12 protein-coding genes and 5 tRNA genes are annotated in these 15,938 nt (G+C 44.4%); 12 read left to right on the top strand and 5 right to left on the bottom strand.

Going from position 1 to position 15,938, the window contains the following annotated elements:
- Nucleotides 1-76: 76 nt before the first annotated feature.
- A complete protein-coding gene (locus AAHN97_RS01140; protein WP_343305745.1) occupies nt 77-1,195 on the bottom strand; it encodes a FecR domain-containing protein in 1,119 nt (372 codons plus the stop codon).
- Nucleotide 1,196: 1 nt separating this feature from the next.
- The gene (locus AAHN97_RS01135; RefSeq protein WP_343305744.1) at nt 1,197-1,739 is read right to left on the bottom strand and encodes an RNA polymerase sigma factor; all 543 of its coding nucleotides are present in this window, start codon (nt 1,737-1,739) and stop codon (nt 1,197-1,199) included.
- A 310-nt stretch (nt 1,740-2,049) separates the two neighbouring features.
- Between AAHN97_RS01135 and AAHN97_RS01130 the strand changes: the two genes are divergently transcribed.
- Together AAHN97_RS01130 and AAHN97_RS01125 are read left to right on the top strand one after the other, a co-directional pair.
- Entirely contained in the window at nt 2,050-2,460 is a 411-nt protein-coding gene (locus AAHN97_RS01130) for a glycine cleavage system protein H (protein WP_074240167.1), read from the top strand.
- A 119-nt stretch (nt 2,461-2,579) separates the two neighbouring features.
- Nucleotides 2,580-3,071: a class I SAM-dependent methyltransferase gene (locus tag AAHN97_RS01125; RefSeq protein WP_343305743.1), complete on the top strand. Its 492-nt coding sequence runs from the start codon at nt 2,580-2,582 to the stop codon at nt 3,069-3,071.
- 80 nt (nt 3,072-3,151) lie between these two features.
- On the opposite strand, the gene AAHN97_RS01120 is transcribed toward AAHN97_RS01125, so the two are convergent.
- Nucleotides 3,152-4,123: a 2-hydroxyacid dehydrogenase gene (locus AAHN97_RS01120; RefSeq protein WP_343305742.1), complete on the bottom strand. Its 972-nt coding sequence runs from the start codon at nt 4,121-4,123 to the stop codon at nt 3,152-3,154.
- Between the two features lie 72 nt (nt 4,124-4,195).
- Between AAHN97_RS01120 and AAHN97_RS01115 the strand changes: the two genes are divergently transcribed.
- From AAHN97_RS01115 to AAHN97_RS01075, 9 genes are all read left to right on the top strand, one after another.
- A complete protein-coding gene (locus AAHN97_RS01115; RefSeq protein ID WP_343305740.1) occupies nt 4,196-5,095 on the top strand; it encodes a hypothetical protein in 900 nt (299 codons plus the stop codon).
- A 200-nt stretch (nt 5,096-5,295) separates the two neighbouring features.
- Nucleotides 5,296-7,797 (top strand): phosphocholine-specific phospholipase C, encoded by a 2,502-nt coding sequence (locus AAHN97_RS01110; RefSeq protein WP_343305738.1) that lies wholly within the window; start codon nt 5,296-5,298, stop codon nt 7,795-7,797.
- Between the two features lie 74 nt (nt 7,798-7,871).
- Nucleotides 7,872-9,041 (top strand): hypothetical protein, encoded by a 1,170-nt coding sequence (locus AAHN97_RS01105; RefSeq protein WP_343305737.1) that lies wholly within the window; start codon nt 7,872-7,874, stop codon nt 9,039-9,041.
- Between the two features lie 209 nt (nt 9,042-9,250).
- Nucleotides 9,251-9,324 (top strand) — tRNA-Leu (locus tag AAHN97_RS01100).
- A 5-nt stretch (nt 9,325-9,329) separates the two neighbouring features.
- Nucleotides 9,330-9,415, top strand: a tRNA-Tyr gene (locus tag AAHN97_RS01095).
- A 5-nt stretch (nt 9,416-9,420) separates the two neighbouring features.
- Nucleotides 9,421-9,505: transfer RNA gene (locus tag AAHN97_RS01090), tRNA-Ser, on the top strand.
- 5 nt (nt 9,506-9,510) lie between these two features.
- Nucleotides 9,511-9,586 (top strand) — tRNA-Cys (locus tag AAHN97_RS01085).
- Nucleotides 9,587-9,593: 7 nt separating this feature from the next.
- Nucleotides 9,594-9,678 (top strand) — tRNA-Ser (locus tag AAHN97_RS01080).
- Between the two features lie 188 nt (nt 9,679-9,866).
- On the top strand, nt 9,867-12,209 hold the full coding sequence (locus tag AAHN97_RS01075) for an ATP-binding protein (RefSeq protein ID WP_343305736.1): 2,343 nt from the start codon (nt 9,867-9,869) through the stop codon (nt 12,207-12,209).
- On the opposite strand, the gene AAHN97_RS01070 is transcribed toward AAHN97_RS01075, so the two are convergent.
- A complete protein-coding gene (locus AAHN97_RS01070) occupies nt 12,166-13,158 on the bottom strand; it encodes a pectinesterase family protein (RefSeq protein ID WP_343305735.1) in 993 nt (330 codons plus the stop codon). The two genes, AAHN97_RS01075 and AAHN97_RS01070, sit on opposite strands and share 44 nt — an antisense overlap.
- Nucleotides 13,159-13,253: 95 nt before the next feature.
- On the opposite strand from AAHN97_RS01070, the gene AAHN97_RS01065 reads away from it, so the two are divergent.
- A complete protein-coding gene (locus tag AAHN97_RS01065) occupies nt 13,254-13,829 on the top strand; it encodes a pentapeptide repeat-containing protein (RefSeq protein WP_343305734.1) in 576 nt (191 codons plus the stop codon).
- Here the strand turns inward: AAHN97_RS01065 and AAHN97_RS01060 are convergent.
- A complete protein-coding gene (locus AAHN97_RS01060; protein WP_343305733.1) occupies nt 13,826-15,928 on the bottom strand; it encodes an alpha-ketoacid dehydrogenase subunit alpha/beta in 2,103 nt (700 codons plus the stop codon). The genes AAHN97_RS01065 and AAHN97_RS01060 overlap by 4 nt on opposite strands.
- Nucleotides 15,929-15,938 lie beyond the last annotated feature (10 nt).

The raw sequence follows: 15,938 nt of genomic DNA, 5'->3' as shown, positions 1-15,938 counted from the left end.
AGCAATAATTCAAACTAACTACACCTGCTTTCCTCAAATGGGTGACAGCGGTATAAAAAAATTTTAGGGGGATAAGCTATTTAAGGAGGATTGTCTGTTGTTCGAAATGAAAATCCGCATTGGCGGTGGTTTTCAGATCTGTCAGGAATTCAGAGAGTTTGTCCCTGTCCATCAGGCCGGTGACAGCTATGCCGGCAAATTTATGATTATCAGGAATGAATTTTACGCCATAGAACCGGGAGGCGATCACAGTAAGTTCAGCGAGCGGCATTTTATGGAAATAGTACACGCCTTTCATCCAGGAGAGTACTTCCTCTTCATCAAATTCCTGGGTGGAATAGGTTTTACCGGAAGCTACAATTCCCTGCATGCCGGGTTTCAGCTCCCATTGGTTTTGCAGCATCACCTTCCCTTCCACCAACGAGGTTTTTTCCCGTGCGGGATCGTAAGTGTTCACATTGAAGGAAGTACCCAATACTGTTACATTGGATTGGGGCAGATGTACCACAAAAGGATGGGCAGCGTCTTTGGCCACTTTAAAATATGCCTCTCCATCCACATACACGTCCCGGGTAGTTTTGCCGAAGTGGAAAGGGAAACGTAACCTGGTAGATGCATTGAGGCGTACTTCCGTACCATCAGACAAAATGAGTTTATAGGTTTCTCCGGGAGGCACCATCAGGGTATTTTCTGTGGTATCCAGGGAATTGTAAGCCAGGGTTCCATTGCCAGCATTCAGAACAGCATTGTTGAGCTGAATGGTTTTTGCGGCACTATCCTGGCTAAGTGTAACAGATTGGCCATTAGCCGTAATAAGGCTCACGGCCTGTTTATTCTTAGCTACCAATTCAGCCAGGCTGGTTTCTTTCTCTTTAGAAGGGAACATGAAATAAGCCCCCGTGGATATTAATATTAATACAGCGGCGGCGGCAGACATGATCCTCAGCCTGCGGGTACGGGCGGACCTTTTTGATTTCAGCTGCTGTAATGCAGCTTCGGGGTCCAGGCCTTGCAGATAGTCTGTGGCCTGAATGGAGCGGTCCTGTTCTTCCAATGCATTCCAGGTATCCCGGAAACCGGCATCCTGCGCCAACATGTTCTTTACATGGGCTTCCTCTTCCGGGGAAAGATGCCCCGAAAGTTTTTGAATGTATAACTGAAATATTTTTTCCTGTGTTTCCAATTGGGTGAACAAGTTAATACTTTTTACTATTTACTGCGAACCGCAGTAGTTTCAATCCTCTTTTCAGATGCGTCTTAAAAGAATTAATGCTGATACCCATTTCTTCTGCTGCTTCCTGGTAACGTTTTCCCTGGATGTACACCATTTGAATGGCCATTTTCTTCTGGCCTGAAATGTCGTTCAGGGAGGTATGCAATTGTTTATAATAATCCGGAACGGCATCGGGTTGCGCCTGGCAGGTATTTTCCTGCAGGTTCGAAAATGCTTCCTGGTGTTCGTAACGGAGTTTTTGTTTCTTAATATAATTAAGGCAACGATTCTTCACGGCGGTATGCAGATAACCTTTTACATCCCCATCGAACTGGAGGTATAATTTCTTATCCCATATATCCATAAAGAAAGTCTGGATCAGGTCTTTTGCTTCCTGTTCATTCTGAAGGAACCAGTAGGCGTTCACGCAAAGCATCTTATAATACTTTACAAATAAAGCATCAAACGCAGTTTGGTCTCCCTCCTTTAATTGTTCCACCAAAAGTGTATCTGGAGAATGATTCATTCTATCCTATTTCCTTGGTTGATACTTGCTTATCGTAATGAATAATTCTGGTTGATTGAGAAGTAAGATAGAAAATACTTTTTATTTCCAGCCGGATTTTAAATGAGGCCGGGGAGCCAGATTGTCGTTTTTTAAGCTTTTTAAAGGCCACGGCGCAAATTTTAACGTTTTCTTTTAAAGTGTAAAATTGACGTGAAGCCTTGAAACACACTAGCCAAACTCATATTATTAATTTATACTATAATGTTTTTACACATATTGAAAAACCCTATTATCAGGATTGTTGGGTTAATAATGGTAATTTTGCACTATGAATATTTCAACTATTTCAAGACCGAGGATTCATTTTACACAGGAACATGAATGGATTGATTTTAATGGAACCGTTGGATTTGTAGGTTTATCCATGTTCAGACTCGCAGGAATAAAGAAAATAGACAATATCGAATGGGTCAATAATAAGGGCACCATTGAAAAGAACACACTCATCGCAAATATCCACTCGGGCAGTACTGTTATCCCATTGCACTCCCCGTTGCGTTGCAAATTCCTGGGCATTAATGCAAAACTAAAGACCAATCTCAACCTGATACTGGAAAGTCCGCAGGACCAGGGTTGGATCTTCTTTGTAACGCCTATGAAGTTCCAGAATAAAGATAAAGAAGAGTTACTGCAACCGGCAGACTATCAAAAACTCATTCGCAGCATTAAAGTATCCTGATACAGCGTATGCAAAATTCAAGTCTTGTAGTTAAACCTGCCAGATATACAACCGACTCTGCTTTTGACTGGTTGTACCCGGAAAGGATCCAACAACTGTCTAAACGGCACTGGACTCCCATGAGCGTAGCAAGAAAATCAGCCCAGTTCCTGGCCAACGGCCCGGGCAAAAAGGTGCTGGATATTGGCAGCGGCGTGGGTAAATTTTGTATCCTTGGCGGCATCAGCTTCCCGCATGTGAATTTTTACGGCGTGGAGCAAAGAGAGGAATTATATCATCTTTCTTTAGAAGCGAGGGAAGCGGCTAATGTGCAGAACGTGGATTTCATTCATGCCAACTTCACGCAGATAGACCTGGATGCATATGATAACTACTATTTCTACAATTCCTTCTTTGAGAATATTGATGAGGGAGATAAGATCGATCATGATGTAGAATGCTCCGCCAGCCTCTATGTTTATTACTCGCGTTTCCTTTGCAGAGCGCTGGATAAAAAACCCAGCGGCACAAGGCTGGTCACTTTCCATAGCCTGGAAAATGAAGTACCCACCAGTTACCAGGTAGTGGATGTTTCTCCGGACCTGCAATTAAAAATGTGGATTAAGCGCTAGTGGCCTGAAGGGTTACCACAAGAGTACCGGATCAAATGTTAGTGGACTGAAGGGTTACCACAAAAACACCGGCTCAAGCGCTAATAGATCTCAGGATTCACCACAAACGGCAACCGTTCTCCTTTTAAACCGGCAATGATATTCTTTGCTGCCATGATAGCCATCGCATCTCTTGCTTCAACAGTGGCAGAACCAATATGCGGGAGTATAGCCACATTGGGCAGATCCAGCAATGGACTATCAGCTGCCATTGGCTCCGGATTGGTTACATCCAGCCCTGCACCCCAGATCACTTTTTCATTAAGGGCATTCAGGAGATCTGTTTCATTATGAATACTTCCTCTCGCAGCATTGATAAAAATGGCGCTGCGTTTCATTTTATCAAAAGCTGCTTTATTGAACATACCCTGTGTTTCCGGCGTAAGGGCCGTATGCACGGATAATACATCGCTTTGTGTGAGCAGTTCATCAAAGGATACTTTTTCAGCTTTCAGCACTTCTTCTGCTTCCCGGTTGGTATGGCGGTTGTGATAGATCACTTTCATGCCGTATGCGCCAATGCAACGTTTGGCCATTTCAAAACCGATCTTTCCTAAACCGGCGATGCCCAGTGTTTTACCGGTTAGTTCTATTCCCAGGTTAGCGGTGGGTTCAAAAAAGCCCCATTGCCCTTTGGCGATCTGTTTATGCATATAAAATGCCTTGCGTGAAACGGCCAGCATCAGTAAAAAGGCCGTATCGGCCGTCGCGTTGCTTAATACGCCGGGGGTATTGCCAACAGGGATCTTTAAAGCGGTGGCAGCAGGTACATCCACATTATCAAAACCTACTGCATGTAAGGCAATTACTTTAAGGTGGCGGCATTCCTGCAAAAAACTGCTGCTGATCTTATTGGGGCCTACGCTTAATAATGCATCATGTTGTTTACAATATGCTATCAGTTCAGCCGGCGTGAGATCTCTTTTCTCCGTCCACTGTGTAAGCTGAAGACCCGCTTCCTGTAATAGTTGTAGCCCTTCTTCGGGGATCACTCTTGTAATAAAAACCTTCATGCGCTAAAAGTAAGTTTTTCTGCATTGCTTTGCCGTGAATTATTAATTAAATTAGCTGGAAATTCCATGTACATGAAACACGTAAAGCGCGCCTTACTTGCCGGCATTGCCATGCTTGCCCTGTATGGCTTTGTTACACAACAGGCTCCGGCTAAGTTCAAATGGTCCGGCGCATGGCAGCCTACCCGCAAAAGCGCAGGGGATGGGGTCACCAAACTGGATATCAAGATCGGCACCTTCATCAATCTCCCCGATCCGGCTTCACTGGCAAAAGTTATCTTTCATGTGAACAGGAAGTTTCCCGGCTCTGCCCCTCTTGCTACCTGGGCTGTAGGTGATCTCTCCAAACTTACACCTGCACATAAAGGTTTATCTGCCGAAGAGCATGAACAATATCTATCCCATATGGACAAAGCGGGAGTGACTGTGTTCCTGGAAGTATTTCCTTTTAAAGGGGATGATGTTCCGGCCATGATTGATCAATGGCTGGGAGAATTCAAGCACCACCGTTGTATTGCAGGGGTAGGGGTTGAACTGGAATATTTTGGAAAAGCAACGGACTCGCTTACAAAGGCCTGGGATGAAAAAGTAAAATCGCATAAACCCGGTTATCGTTTATTCCTCCGTCATTACAATCCTTCTTATATGCCTCCTGCTTATCGGGGCAAGGGCGATCTTTTATTCATTGACGATGCTTCTGAAGGTACCCTTGCAGAACTGAACAAAGGGTTTGCGGATTGGGCGAATCACTTCTATCCAACTGCCTGTGCATTTCAATTGGGTTATCCTGCAGATGAAGATGGTATGAATGGCAGCCAGGAACTGGGATGGTGGAAACTGAAAGATCCCATTCGTGATTGGGGAAATGACATCCTTCCGCTGATCCAGCATCCGGACCAGGAATTAGGATTGATATGGGTAACGGCTAAATCCGGGAAGTCGTACAATACTGCATGGGACCTCACTAAATAATCCGTAAAAATGGCAGATTTAAAAAGGAGCAGTAACCGCTTTCTTCATATCCTGCCTTACGGATAAAGAGCAGTCGTGGATTGGGGTACAGCCGGTGGATAATTACCTGCCCTAACAATAAAATCATGTTGCACAGCCCAACATAATTTATAATTTAGTGCCCGATACGGAACCATTTATTAGAAAATATCACGTTTACAATGGATAACAGAAGAGAGTTTCTAAAAAAATCTATGTTATTATCCGGGGCTGCCAGCGTTTCTTCTATTTTGCCGGCTTCCATACAAAGGGCCATGGCAATAGATCCGCAGCCGGGTAGTACTTTCCTGGATGCAGAACATGTGGTGATCCTCATGCAGGAAAACCGCTCCTTTGATCACTGCTTTGGCACCTTAAAAGGTGTAAGGGGCTTTAATGATCCCCGCGCAGTGACCTTACCGGACGGCAAACCAGTATGGCTGCAGACCAATGCAAAAGATGAAACCTACTCTCCTTTCCGGCTGGACATCAAGGATACCAAAGTAACCTGGATGGGCGCACTGCCCCATTCCAGAGCCAGCCAGGTAGATGCACACAACGGCGGTAAATATGATAAATGGCTGATCGCCAAAAAGCCGGGTAACAAACAATTTGATCATATCCCCTTAACCATGGGATATTATACCCGTGAAGACATTCCGTTCAACTTCGCCATGGCAGATGCTTTCACAGTATGTGACCAGAACTTCTGTTCCGCCATGACCAGCACCACGCCTAACCGTTCTTTCTTCTGGACAGGCCAGATCAATAGTAAAGAAGAAGGACTTACCAAAGCAAACATCCGCAATACGGATTACAGTTATGGTAAACTGGGCTGGAAAACCTTCCCTGAATTACTCACAGAGAACGATATCAAATGGAAATTCTATCAGAACGATATTAGTGCAGGTGGTGGTTACACAGGAGATGAACGTTCCTGGTTAGCCAACTTCGGCTGCAACCTGCTGGAATTCTTCGCTGCCTATAATGTAAAGTTCAATGAAAGATATGTGCGGAACCTGCAAAAGCAGATAGACACTTTACCGGATGAGATCAACAAATTACAGGAAGCATCCCCCTCTTCAGAAGCAACCGCTAAAAAGATCAAAACGGATATCGCTAAAAAACAGGAAGTACTGGATAATGCCATCGCTGAACTAGCAAAGTGGAATAAAGAGAGCTATGAGAAATTAACACCTAAACAGAAAGAACTTTACAATAATGCATTCGTGACCAACTCCGGCGATCCCGGTTACCGCTCCATCACTAACTTAAAGTATGATGATAACGGAACTCCGCGTGAAATGACAGTGCCTGCAGGGGATGTACTCTATCAATTACGCAAAGACGCTAAAGAAAATAAGCTGCCGACTGTATCCTGGATCGCAGGACCACAGAAATTCTCAGATCACCCCAGCGCTCCATGGTATGGTGCATTGTATGTTTCTGAGATCATGGACATCCTCACCAGTAATCCTGAAGTATGGAAAAAAACCATCTTCATTGTAACGTACGATGAGAACGATGGCTACTTCGATCACTTCGTTCCTTTCTCTATCCCTGATGAGAACAAACCTGGTACAGGTAAAGTGTCTCCGGGCATTGATACAGAAGTAGAACATGTAAGATTAGCCAATGAACTGGCACAGGGCATAGAGAAAAAACAGGCTCGTGAAGCTCCAATCGGGCTAGGTTTCAGGGTACCGCTGATGATTGCATCTCCCTGGAGCCGTGGTGGCAAAGTGAACTCTCAGATCTTTGATCATACTTCTACCCTGCAGTTCCTGGAAGAATTCGTGAATAAAAAATTCTCAAAGAAAATTCACCTGGACAATATCAGTCAATGGAGGCGTACGATCTGTGGGAATCTCACTTCTGCATTCACACCTTTTGACGGAGCCAAATCAGACCTGCCTTTCCTCCAGAAAGAAAAATTCATAGAAACCATTCATAACGCGCAGTTTAAACCAGAACCTTCAGGGTTTAAGAAATTCTCTTCCCGTGAGATTGATGAGATGATCAAACAACCAGCTACCGCCAATCCACTGGCAAAACAGGAGCCCGGTGTTCGTCCATCCTGTGCTTTGCCTTATGAGTTGTATGCAGAAGGAAAATGGAACCCTTCTACTAAGAGTTTTGATCTTTCTATGTCTGCCGGCAACCAGATATTCGGTGCAACCTCTGCGGGTTCTCCTTTCAGGGTGTATGCGCCTGTTGCGTTTGCCGGTGAAGGTTTCCGCAACTGGGATTTTGCAGTGAAAGCCGGTGATGCTTTACAATACAGCTGGCCTTTAGAACAATTTTCAGAAGGTAAGTACCACCTGCGTTTACATGGGCCTAATGGATTCTACAGAGAGTTTACAGGTAATGCAAATGATCCGGCCATGGAAGTGAGCTGTGAATATGTTCGCGATAAAAGTGGCGGGCTTGTGATTAAGGTCCGCAATACTTCTGCTGAGTCGCTGAAGCTAACAGTGAAGGATAATGGTTATAAACAGGCGGATGCGCAGCATATTATTGGAAAGAACAGTTCAAAGGATATTTTCCTGGAGCTGGGGAAGAACCATAACTGGTATGATTTCAGCATCAAGGCGAATGGGTTTAACGCTTTTGAGAAACGTTATGCCGGCAGGGTGGAGAATGGAGAGGAAGGGTTTAGCGATCCGCTGATCGGGCGTGTATAAATTTTTCGAAAGGGCTGCTGTTAAAGTGGCCCTTTTTGTTAACTTCCATGATCTTTAATCTTTAACCCATACTTATGTTACAAGTATCTAAAAGTTCCCTGTTAATTCTTCTTATCACTTTCTCCTTTGTTCCTCTTCATGCTCAAACCCTGCAGTCTGTAACAGATGGAGGAGGCAATATTTCCGCGCGTAACGGAGAAAACATCGTTTTTAAAAATGTTACAACCGGCCAGGCCAACTATTTAAGATGGTACGAGGCTAATGACCTGGCTATGGGATATATTGGTTACGGTTCGGCGAGTAATCGTTGGTTCCATATTGATAACAGCCAGAATAATCCTGTAAGGATCTGGCCCAGGTTAATTGTCGGGCTAAATACAGATGATACTGCAACAGGCCTGCAAGTAGCCAACAATATTAAGATATCAGGGCAGTTTCCCAGCATGCAGCTTACCAATGGAAAAAACTGGGACATTTCATCTCACCTAAACGGCCTTGCATTCAACGAAACCGGGATACAAACAGGTTTATATCTAAAAGATGGAGGAAATGTAGGAATTGGAACACTAAATCCCCAAAGCAGGTTGCAGATAGGAGAATTTACCAGCAATAATGCGAATAAGCTAGTTATTCCAGGCGTATATAATTTTGAAACTGTCAATTTAGGGCAGGGTGGAAATGGCAGTGCTATGCTTGAATTCATTAATCATAGTGGAGTTAGCACCTCATATGGCGTAAAAATTGGCGCGAATGTAGATACTTACGGTAATGGCCTTTATATTGTCGCTGCTCCTTCATCCAATAGTTATAACACCTTACAATACGCGGGCAACCCTGCAATATTTGTAAATACAGATAACCAGGTTGCAATAGGCACTACCAATCCCGCAGGATATAAACTGGCTGTAGCCGGAAATATGATCGCAGAAAAAATAAAGGTGAAACTGCAAACAGGCTGGCCGGATTATGTGTTTGATGAATCCTATGTTTTGCCTACACTGCAGGAAGTAGCTGCCTTTGCTGCAAAGAACAAACATCTTCCCGGTATTCCAACCGCTGAAGAGGTAAAAGCAAATGGCCTTGACCTTGGGGAAACAGACAAAAAACTTCTGCAAAAGATAGAAGAGCTTACACTGTACCTGATCGGCCAGGATAAACAACTCAGTTCCCAGCAGCAAATGATCCTCCAACAACAAAAATTAGTGCAGGCATTGGAGAAAAGAGTAAAGGAACTGGAGAAGTAGGTTTTCATCAATGACCAAACAGCTTCATCATTTCCAGCTTGGAAGATAATTTTTAATCCTTTTATCTTTGCATCATCATGAAACATACTATATCATATTGCCTTTTGTCACTGAGTTGCTCCTATAGCAACCGGGAGGTCGTGTGATTACTTGAATAAAGGATTTCGAACGCCTCTTGGTTTATACTGAGAGGCGTTTTTGTTTTTATACCTCTGTGGGCAAATAGGAAAAGTCGCCTGACTTAGGATCAGGAGTTTTGTGGGTTCGACTCCCACCAGGGGCACTTATGGGTGATCGGCTACGATGGTGGAGTAGCGTTGGACTGTAAATCCAAAACATCAGAAACGTCATAGGTTCGAATCCTATATCACCCACAAATGGAGGATAGGCAAATGTTGGTTTGTTGCGGCACCCTGCTAAGGTGTTCCGGCTATCCGGTGATGGTTCGATTCCATTGTCCTCCGCATATGATCATGTACCCAATGTTGATAGAGGGATTGGTCTGCAAAACCAATTTAACGCAGGTTCAATTCCTGTCATGATCTCTTATCCGGAAGATTGCCAGAGTTGGTAATGGCGCAGTCTTGAAAACTGACGGCGGTGAAAACCGGCAAAGGTTCGAATCCTTTATCTTCCTCCTGTCGCAAAAAGCCCCTTTAAGGGGCTTTATTTATTCCTATATCCTATCTTGAGCCTATGTCAAACCTATGTGAAGTATCCGTAACCCCTATTTAGGATAATTTAGGTTAGGATTACTGCTGATCTGTCAAAAAGCACTATATTCAGTTAAAACATTCATAGCCATACTTAAAATCGCCCTTTCCGATGAAAACGGACCAACATTATGGAGAGGAAATCCATATCCAAAAAGCCTTACAACTTGCTCCGATAGGTGCTTTTCTGACAGACGTAGAGGGAAACTGTTTCTTTGTGAACGGGGAATGGGAGAAAATGACAGGTCTCAGTTCCGGTAAATCCCAAGGCAAGGGCTGGTTAAAGATCATCCTTGAGGAAGACCTGTCAACTGTTGAAGACGTTATCAAAAAGTCTGTTGCAACACCACATACCACCCTCGTTTTTTACTTTCGGATCAAACATCCCAAAACAGGTCTGCTCTATTGCAAAGCTAATATTCGCTCGGTGACGGATGAAGAGGATAACAGCCGGTACCTCGTAGGATATGTTCAGGATATTACGGAAGAAAAGATCAGTGAGAACAGGCAGATGGAATTAAGCACCCATTTGCAGGCACTTATTATGTCCATGGAGGATATTGTGTTTGAGGTAGACGGTAATATGATCTTCAAGAATGTATGGGTGCATGATGAAAAAGTGCTGTTCATGCCTAAAAAGGAATTCCTGGGTAAAAAGATACAGGAAGTATTAGGCCCCCAGGCGGAAATGTTCATAGAAGCGTTGCAAAAAGTGTTGGAAACAGGGGAAGCAAACGATATCACTTATAAACACCTGGATGATTCCAAAGACCAATGGTTCAAAGCCAGGATCAAACCCGTGCTCAAACATCCTGATCCTTCGCAGTATCTGCTAATACTAAGCATACAGGATGTTACTGCCGAAAAGCAAGCCGAACTATCCCTTCAGGAAACCAGGGCAAGGCTTCAGCTCAGTAATCAATTGCTGGATGTTAGCCAGGGGCTCAGTGGTACGGGAGGCTGGGAATACAACATACAAACCGGCGAAATATTCTGGACCAAACATACCTACTTCATCTACGACCTGGATGAGTCATTTGTTCCTACCCTTGATACCGCCAATGCTTTTATTGCGGAAGAAGACAGCGAGATGATGAAAGCATATTTTGAGGCCGCCATGAACCAGGGTAAATCTTATGATATTGAACTGAGGATCGTTACAGCGAAAAATAACAAAAAATGGATCCGTGCAATTGGCGTACCCGTTTTTTCAGATTACAATAAGGTGGTCATGCTCCGGGGCGCTTTGAGGGATATCACCAACGAGAAAAAGGGAGAACTGGAATTGATCCAGGCGAAGAACTCCGCGGAAGACGCAGCAAAGGCTAAATCTGATTTCCTTTCTATCATGAGCCATGAGATAAGGACTCCACTGAACGGTATCATCGGCATTGCCAATCTTCTCAAACTAAACTATATCCCTGAACAGGAAGAATACATCCACAACCTTCTTTTCTCTGCAGATCACCTGTTACAACTGGTCAATGATATCCTCGATCTTAATAAAATAGAAAGGGAACAGTTCGAACTCAACTATTCTGTGGTGAACCTCCACGAACAGATCAGGAATATCCAGAACCAGTTCAAATCCCTGGCAGACATCAAGGGACTTTCCCTCGTTGGTACTATTGACGACAACATTCCAAGGAAGATCATAGCAGATGTTACGCGCCTGAACCAGATATTAAATAACCTGCTTAGCAATGCTATAAAATATACAGAAAAAGGGCAGGTGAGCATTGACGTAGAACTGGTAAAAAAGCAAACGGAAAAAGTAACGGTTCGTTTCTCTGTAAAAGATACGGGCATCGGTATTCCGAAAGAACACCTGGAAACAGTGTTTGAAAGTTTCCGGCAGGTACAACAGACCACCGCCAGAAAACAGGCTGGTACAGGGCTTGGACTAGCCATCACACAAAAACTCATCACCTTACATAACAGCCAGATCTTCCTGCAAAGTGAACCGGGTGTAGGAACTGAATTCTATTTCGACCTCGTTTTTGACCTGCCTACCAAAAAGAACAGGCCGGCTAAACGGGAAGATCTGCCTGAGATATCCAGCTATGCAAAGAAATTCAAAGACATGCGTCTGATCTTTGTGGAGGACAATCCTATTAACATACTCGTAGCAAAACGACAGCTGGAATACTTTGGTATACAGCCGGATTGCGCACTAAGCGGGCCAGAGGCACTGGAACTTTTGAAGAAGAATAAATATGATATTGCCTTGCTGGACCTCCATATGCCGGAGATGGATGGTTACGCTTTGGCAGACATCATCCGGAACGAATACAATGAAGTACACATTGTTATTTTTACGGCAGATATTATGCCGGAAGTAAGAAGGAAATTTGCGCAGAAGGGCGTGTTCGATATTCTTAATAAACCTTTCTTCCCAAAGGAGATGCTGGCTACCTTACTGAAGATTGCGCAGGTGATGAAGCTGAAGATATAGTAGGATCCCAGTTATCAGAACCTTGCAGGATGTTTTTGATGGTGTACTTCTTCGCTTCTGCCGCAGTCAATTGGTTTGACCAGGAAACACGTTCCTTTACAACAGCCCCCGGCCCTGTATTTCCATATTCAGCATAATAAGTTGTTTTCTCTTTATCCGGGAACCTTGCGTCACCAGCCCAGGGATCCCAGCCTGCGGGTACAATGTGAGGTCCTAACTCACAATGCATGAATACGGTTCGGGCATAAGGGCGCCATGGTCTTCCTAAATAGACTTTTTTTGCGGCAGTGTCCGCTATCAGTTTGCAATTCATCAGTACAAAACCGAAGGATTGTCTTGGTGAGGTAGCAGCTGCCGTAATAAAGGAATTCACCAGGCTTTTGATGGTACAGTTTTGGAAAACAACGGTGGCTTCTCCAAAAATGTAATCGGTGGTGCCTTCAATATAGCAGTTCTGGTAATACTGCCTGCTGTTTTCTTTTCCTGCATACAAAGTATCCTGGTTACCCAGCAGTTTGCAATTCTTTATAACAGCGCGGTCTCCTTCCACATGTAAGGCAACGCCCTGTCCTACCCTGCCAGCCGTGTTTTGAATGGTGATATTCTCTGCGCTGAAATCATTTCCCTGCACAAGAACCGTGTAAGATGTGAAAGTACTGAACTTCCCTTCCGGCCTGGGTTTACCTGAAAAATCATCATTGGTGATGACGGTACTGTCTTTATCTTCTCCTACGAATGCAATATTGGTTTTCCAGGAAGGGATCACTATCTTTTCATGATAGATCCCTTTCTTTATATAGATCTTTACCTGTTGCTGTGAAAGATCGCGAATGGAGTTCACAGCTTCCTGTATTGTTTTAAAGTTCCCTGTGCCATTGGCATCTACAATGATCTGCTGCGCCCTTAAGCATAGTGGAGATAATAGAATGAGCAATAATAAGGATTTCATGCTTTGGAGGTATGCGTCCTTTCAAATTTAAGCAATTTATTATATACCTCATTAAGCCCGGGCGTTTAAGGGCTGCATTTACTATCTTTATCATCATGGAAGAAGTATACGAAGTAGAAAAAACATTCGATAAGATCGATTTCTCTCAAAGTCCGTTTCCCAAAGGTGAATATGAGGAATGCCGTTTTATTAACTGCGATCTCTCCAACGCAGATCTTTCTGGTAGCAGCTTTTCCGAATGCAGTTTTTTGGGATGTAATTTAAATATGGCTAATCTTGTAAAGACGGCTTTCACAGATGTCAAATTCAGGGATAGTAAAATGCTGGGATTACAATTTGGGAACTGTAATCCTTTCCGCTTTGCTGTTGATTTTGAGAACTGCATCCTCAATCATTCTTCCTTTTACAATACCAAACTGAAAAAGGCGCTCTTTAAAAACTCCAACCTTCATGAGGTGGACTTCACTTCCTGTGATCTGAGTGAGGCTACTTTTGATAATTGTGATCTGGCGCTGGCTACTTTTCAAAGTGCCATTCTTGAGAAGGCTAATTTCCTGACAGCTTATAATTATTCTATTGATCCGGAGATGAATAAAATTAAGAAAGCCCGTTTTTCCCAAATGGGGATAGCCGGGCTTTTGGATAAATATGATATTGAGATTGAGCCTTAATACCGCAACAACTCCCCAATCTTCGCTCCTACTTTTTCTGCATTCGGTAACATCTCCTTCTCGAGTGCCATATTCAAAGGCACAGCCGGCAGGTCCATTGCGCCCATTGTCATTACAGGGGCATCCAATGCGCGGAAGCATTCTAAGGAAATGCGGCCGGCGAGGCTTTCAGCGAATGAGTTATTCAGTTGTTCTTCCGTTAACACCAAACACTTGCCATGTTTGCGTACGGTGGCAAAGATCAATTCTTCATCCAGCGGATATAATGTGCGCAGATCAATAATCTCAACTTTTCCGGGATAAGCTGCTGCAGCAGCTTTTGCCCAATAGACACCCATTCCATATGTGATGATACACATACCATCTCCTTCCTGCACTACACGGCCTTTTCCCAATGGGAGGATGTAATCTGCAGCAGGTTCTATGGTCATGGCTTCGAGGGTGCCGGGTACTTTGCTCCAGTACAGCCCTTTATGTTCCAGCATCACAACGGGATTGGGATCAAGGAAAGCGGCTTTCATCAAACCTTTCAGGTCTGCGGCATTGGAAGGATAAACGATCTTGATCCCTTTAATGCTTAGCAAAGTTGATTCCACACTTCCGGAGTGATAAGGGCCTCCTCCTCCATAAGCTCCGATAGGCACACGAATGAGTGTCTGGATCGGAAACTTACCTGCAGTGAGGTAACAACTCTTGGAGATCTCACTGACCAGTTGGTTAAAACCGGGGTAGATATAATCGGCAAACTGTACTTCCACAATAGGTTTTACACCTACTGCTGAAAGGCCAACAGTGCTACCGATAATATAGGCTTCCTGTATGGCTGTATTGTAAACACGGTGATCACCGAATTTTTCTGCCAGCGTGGCTGCTTCTCTGAATACACCTCCTAAACGGCGGCCTACATCCTGTCCGAAAAGTATTGCTTCCGGATAAGCATGCATGATCTCTTCAATGGCATGTAATGCGGCATCTACCATTACTACCTTGCTTCCATTGACAGGTATTCTTTCTCCCACTTCTTCTGCAATGGGCGTGGGTGCAAATACATGATCCGCAACAGTAGTAATATCAGGTTCGGGGCTATTGCAGGCAGCTTCAAATTCTGCATCTATGCGTTGTTTTGCTTCTTGCTCTATTTTCAGTGCCATGCCCGGCTCCAGTAATTGTTTAAGACGTGGCAGGGGATCACGCATCTGGTGTTTGCTAAGATCGTCTGTAGTGCGGTACCATTCTTTTCTGACACCGGAGGTATGATGGCCCAGCAAAGGAGTGGTGGCATGGACCAGCACAGGTTTTCTTTCTGTTCTTACATAAAGCATAGCAGATTCCATGGCATGGTAACTCGCTTCAAAATCACTTCCATCTACCCTTATCCTTTCCAAACCTTTGAAACCGGCGGCATATTCAAAGGCATCCATGGCCCTTGCTTCTGCAGAACTTACAGAAATGCCCCATTCATTATCCTGCACGAGATAGATCACCGGCAGGCCTTTTAATACGGCAAACTGGAGGGCTTCGCTTACTTCTCCTTCCGTTACACTGCCATCGCCAAGGGAGCAAAGTACCACGGGGCTTTCCGGTGTATCCATCAAGCCAACACTTTCCAGGTATTGGATGCCCTGGGCCATGCCGGTGGTGGGAATTACCTGCATACCGGTGGCACTGCTTTGATGCGGGATCACTGGTTTGCCTGCCTCGCGGCTGCTGGGATGACAATAATAGGAACGGCCGGCGCTAAAGGGATCCTCTCCTTTTGCCAGTAATTGCAGCATAAGGGTGTAGGGGGAGAAACCCATGGCCAGCATCATGCTATCGTCCCGGTAATAAGGGCTTACATAATCCCATGGCTTCAGGAGCAGGCCTGCAGCTATCTGGATGGCTTCGTGGCCAGAGGAGGTAGAATGTACGTATTTGCAGATGGGGCGGTTGGCTTCATATTTCTCTGCCATATTCCTGGCCAGGCACATCATGCGGTATGCCTTCAGTAGCAGTGCCTGAAATGCCGTATCCTGCTCGTGGTGAGTAATGGTGGCTTCCAAAGTCGGATTGCTTATACTATCTTTAAGCACAGTAAAACTGTTTTGGTGTGATGACATGGCAAATTAG

Source organism: Chitinophaga niabensis (assembly GCF_039545795.1).
GTDB classification, from domain to species: domain Bacteria; phylum Bacteroidota; class Bacteroidia; order Chitinophagales; family Chitinophagaceae; genus Chitinophaga; species Chitinophaga niabensis_B.
This window is presented reverse-complemented; position numbering and strand designations above follow the sequence as displayed.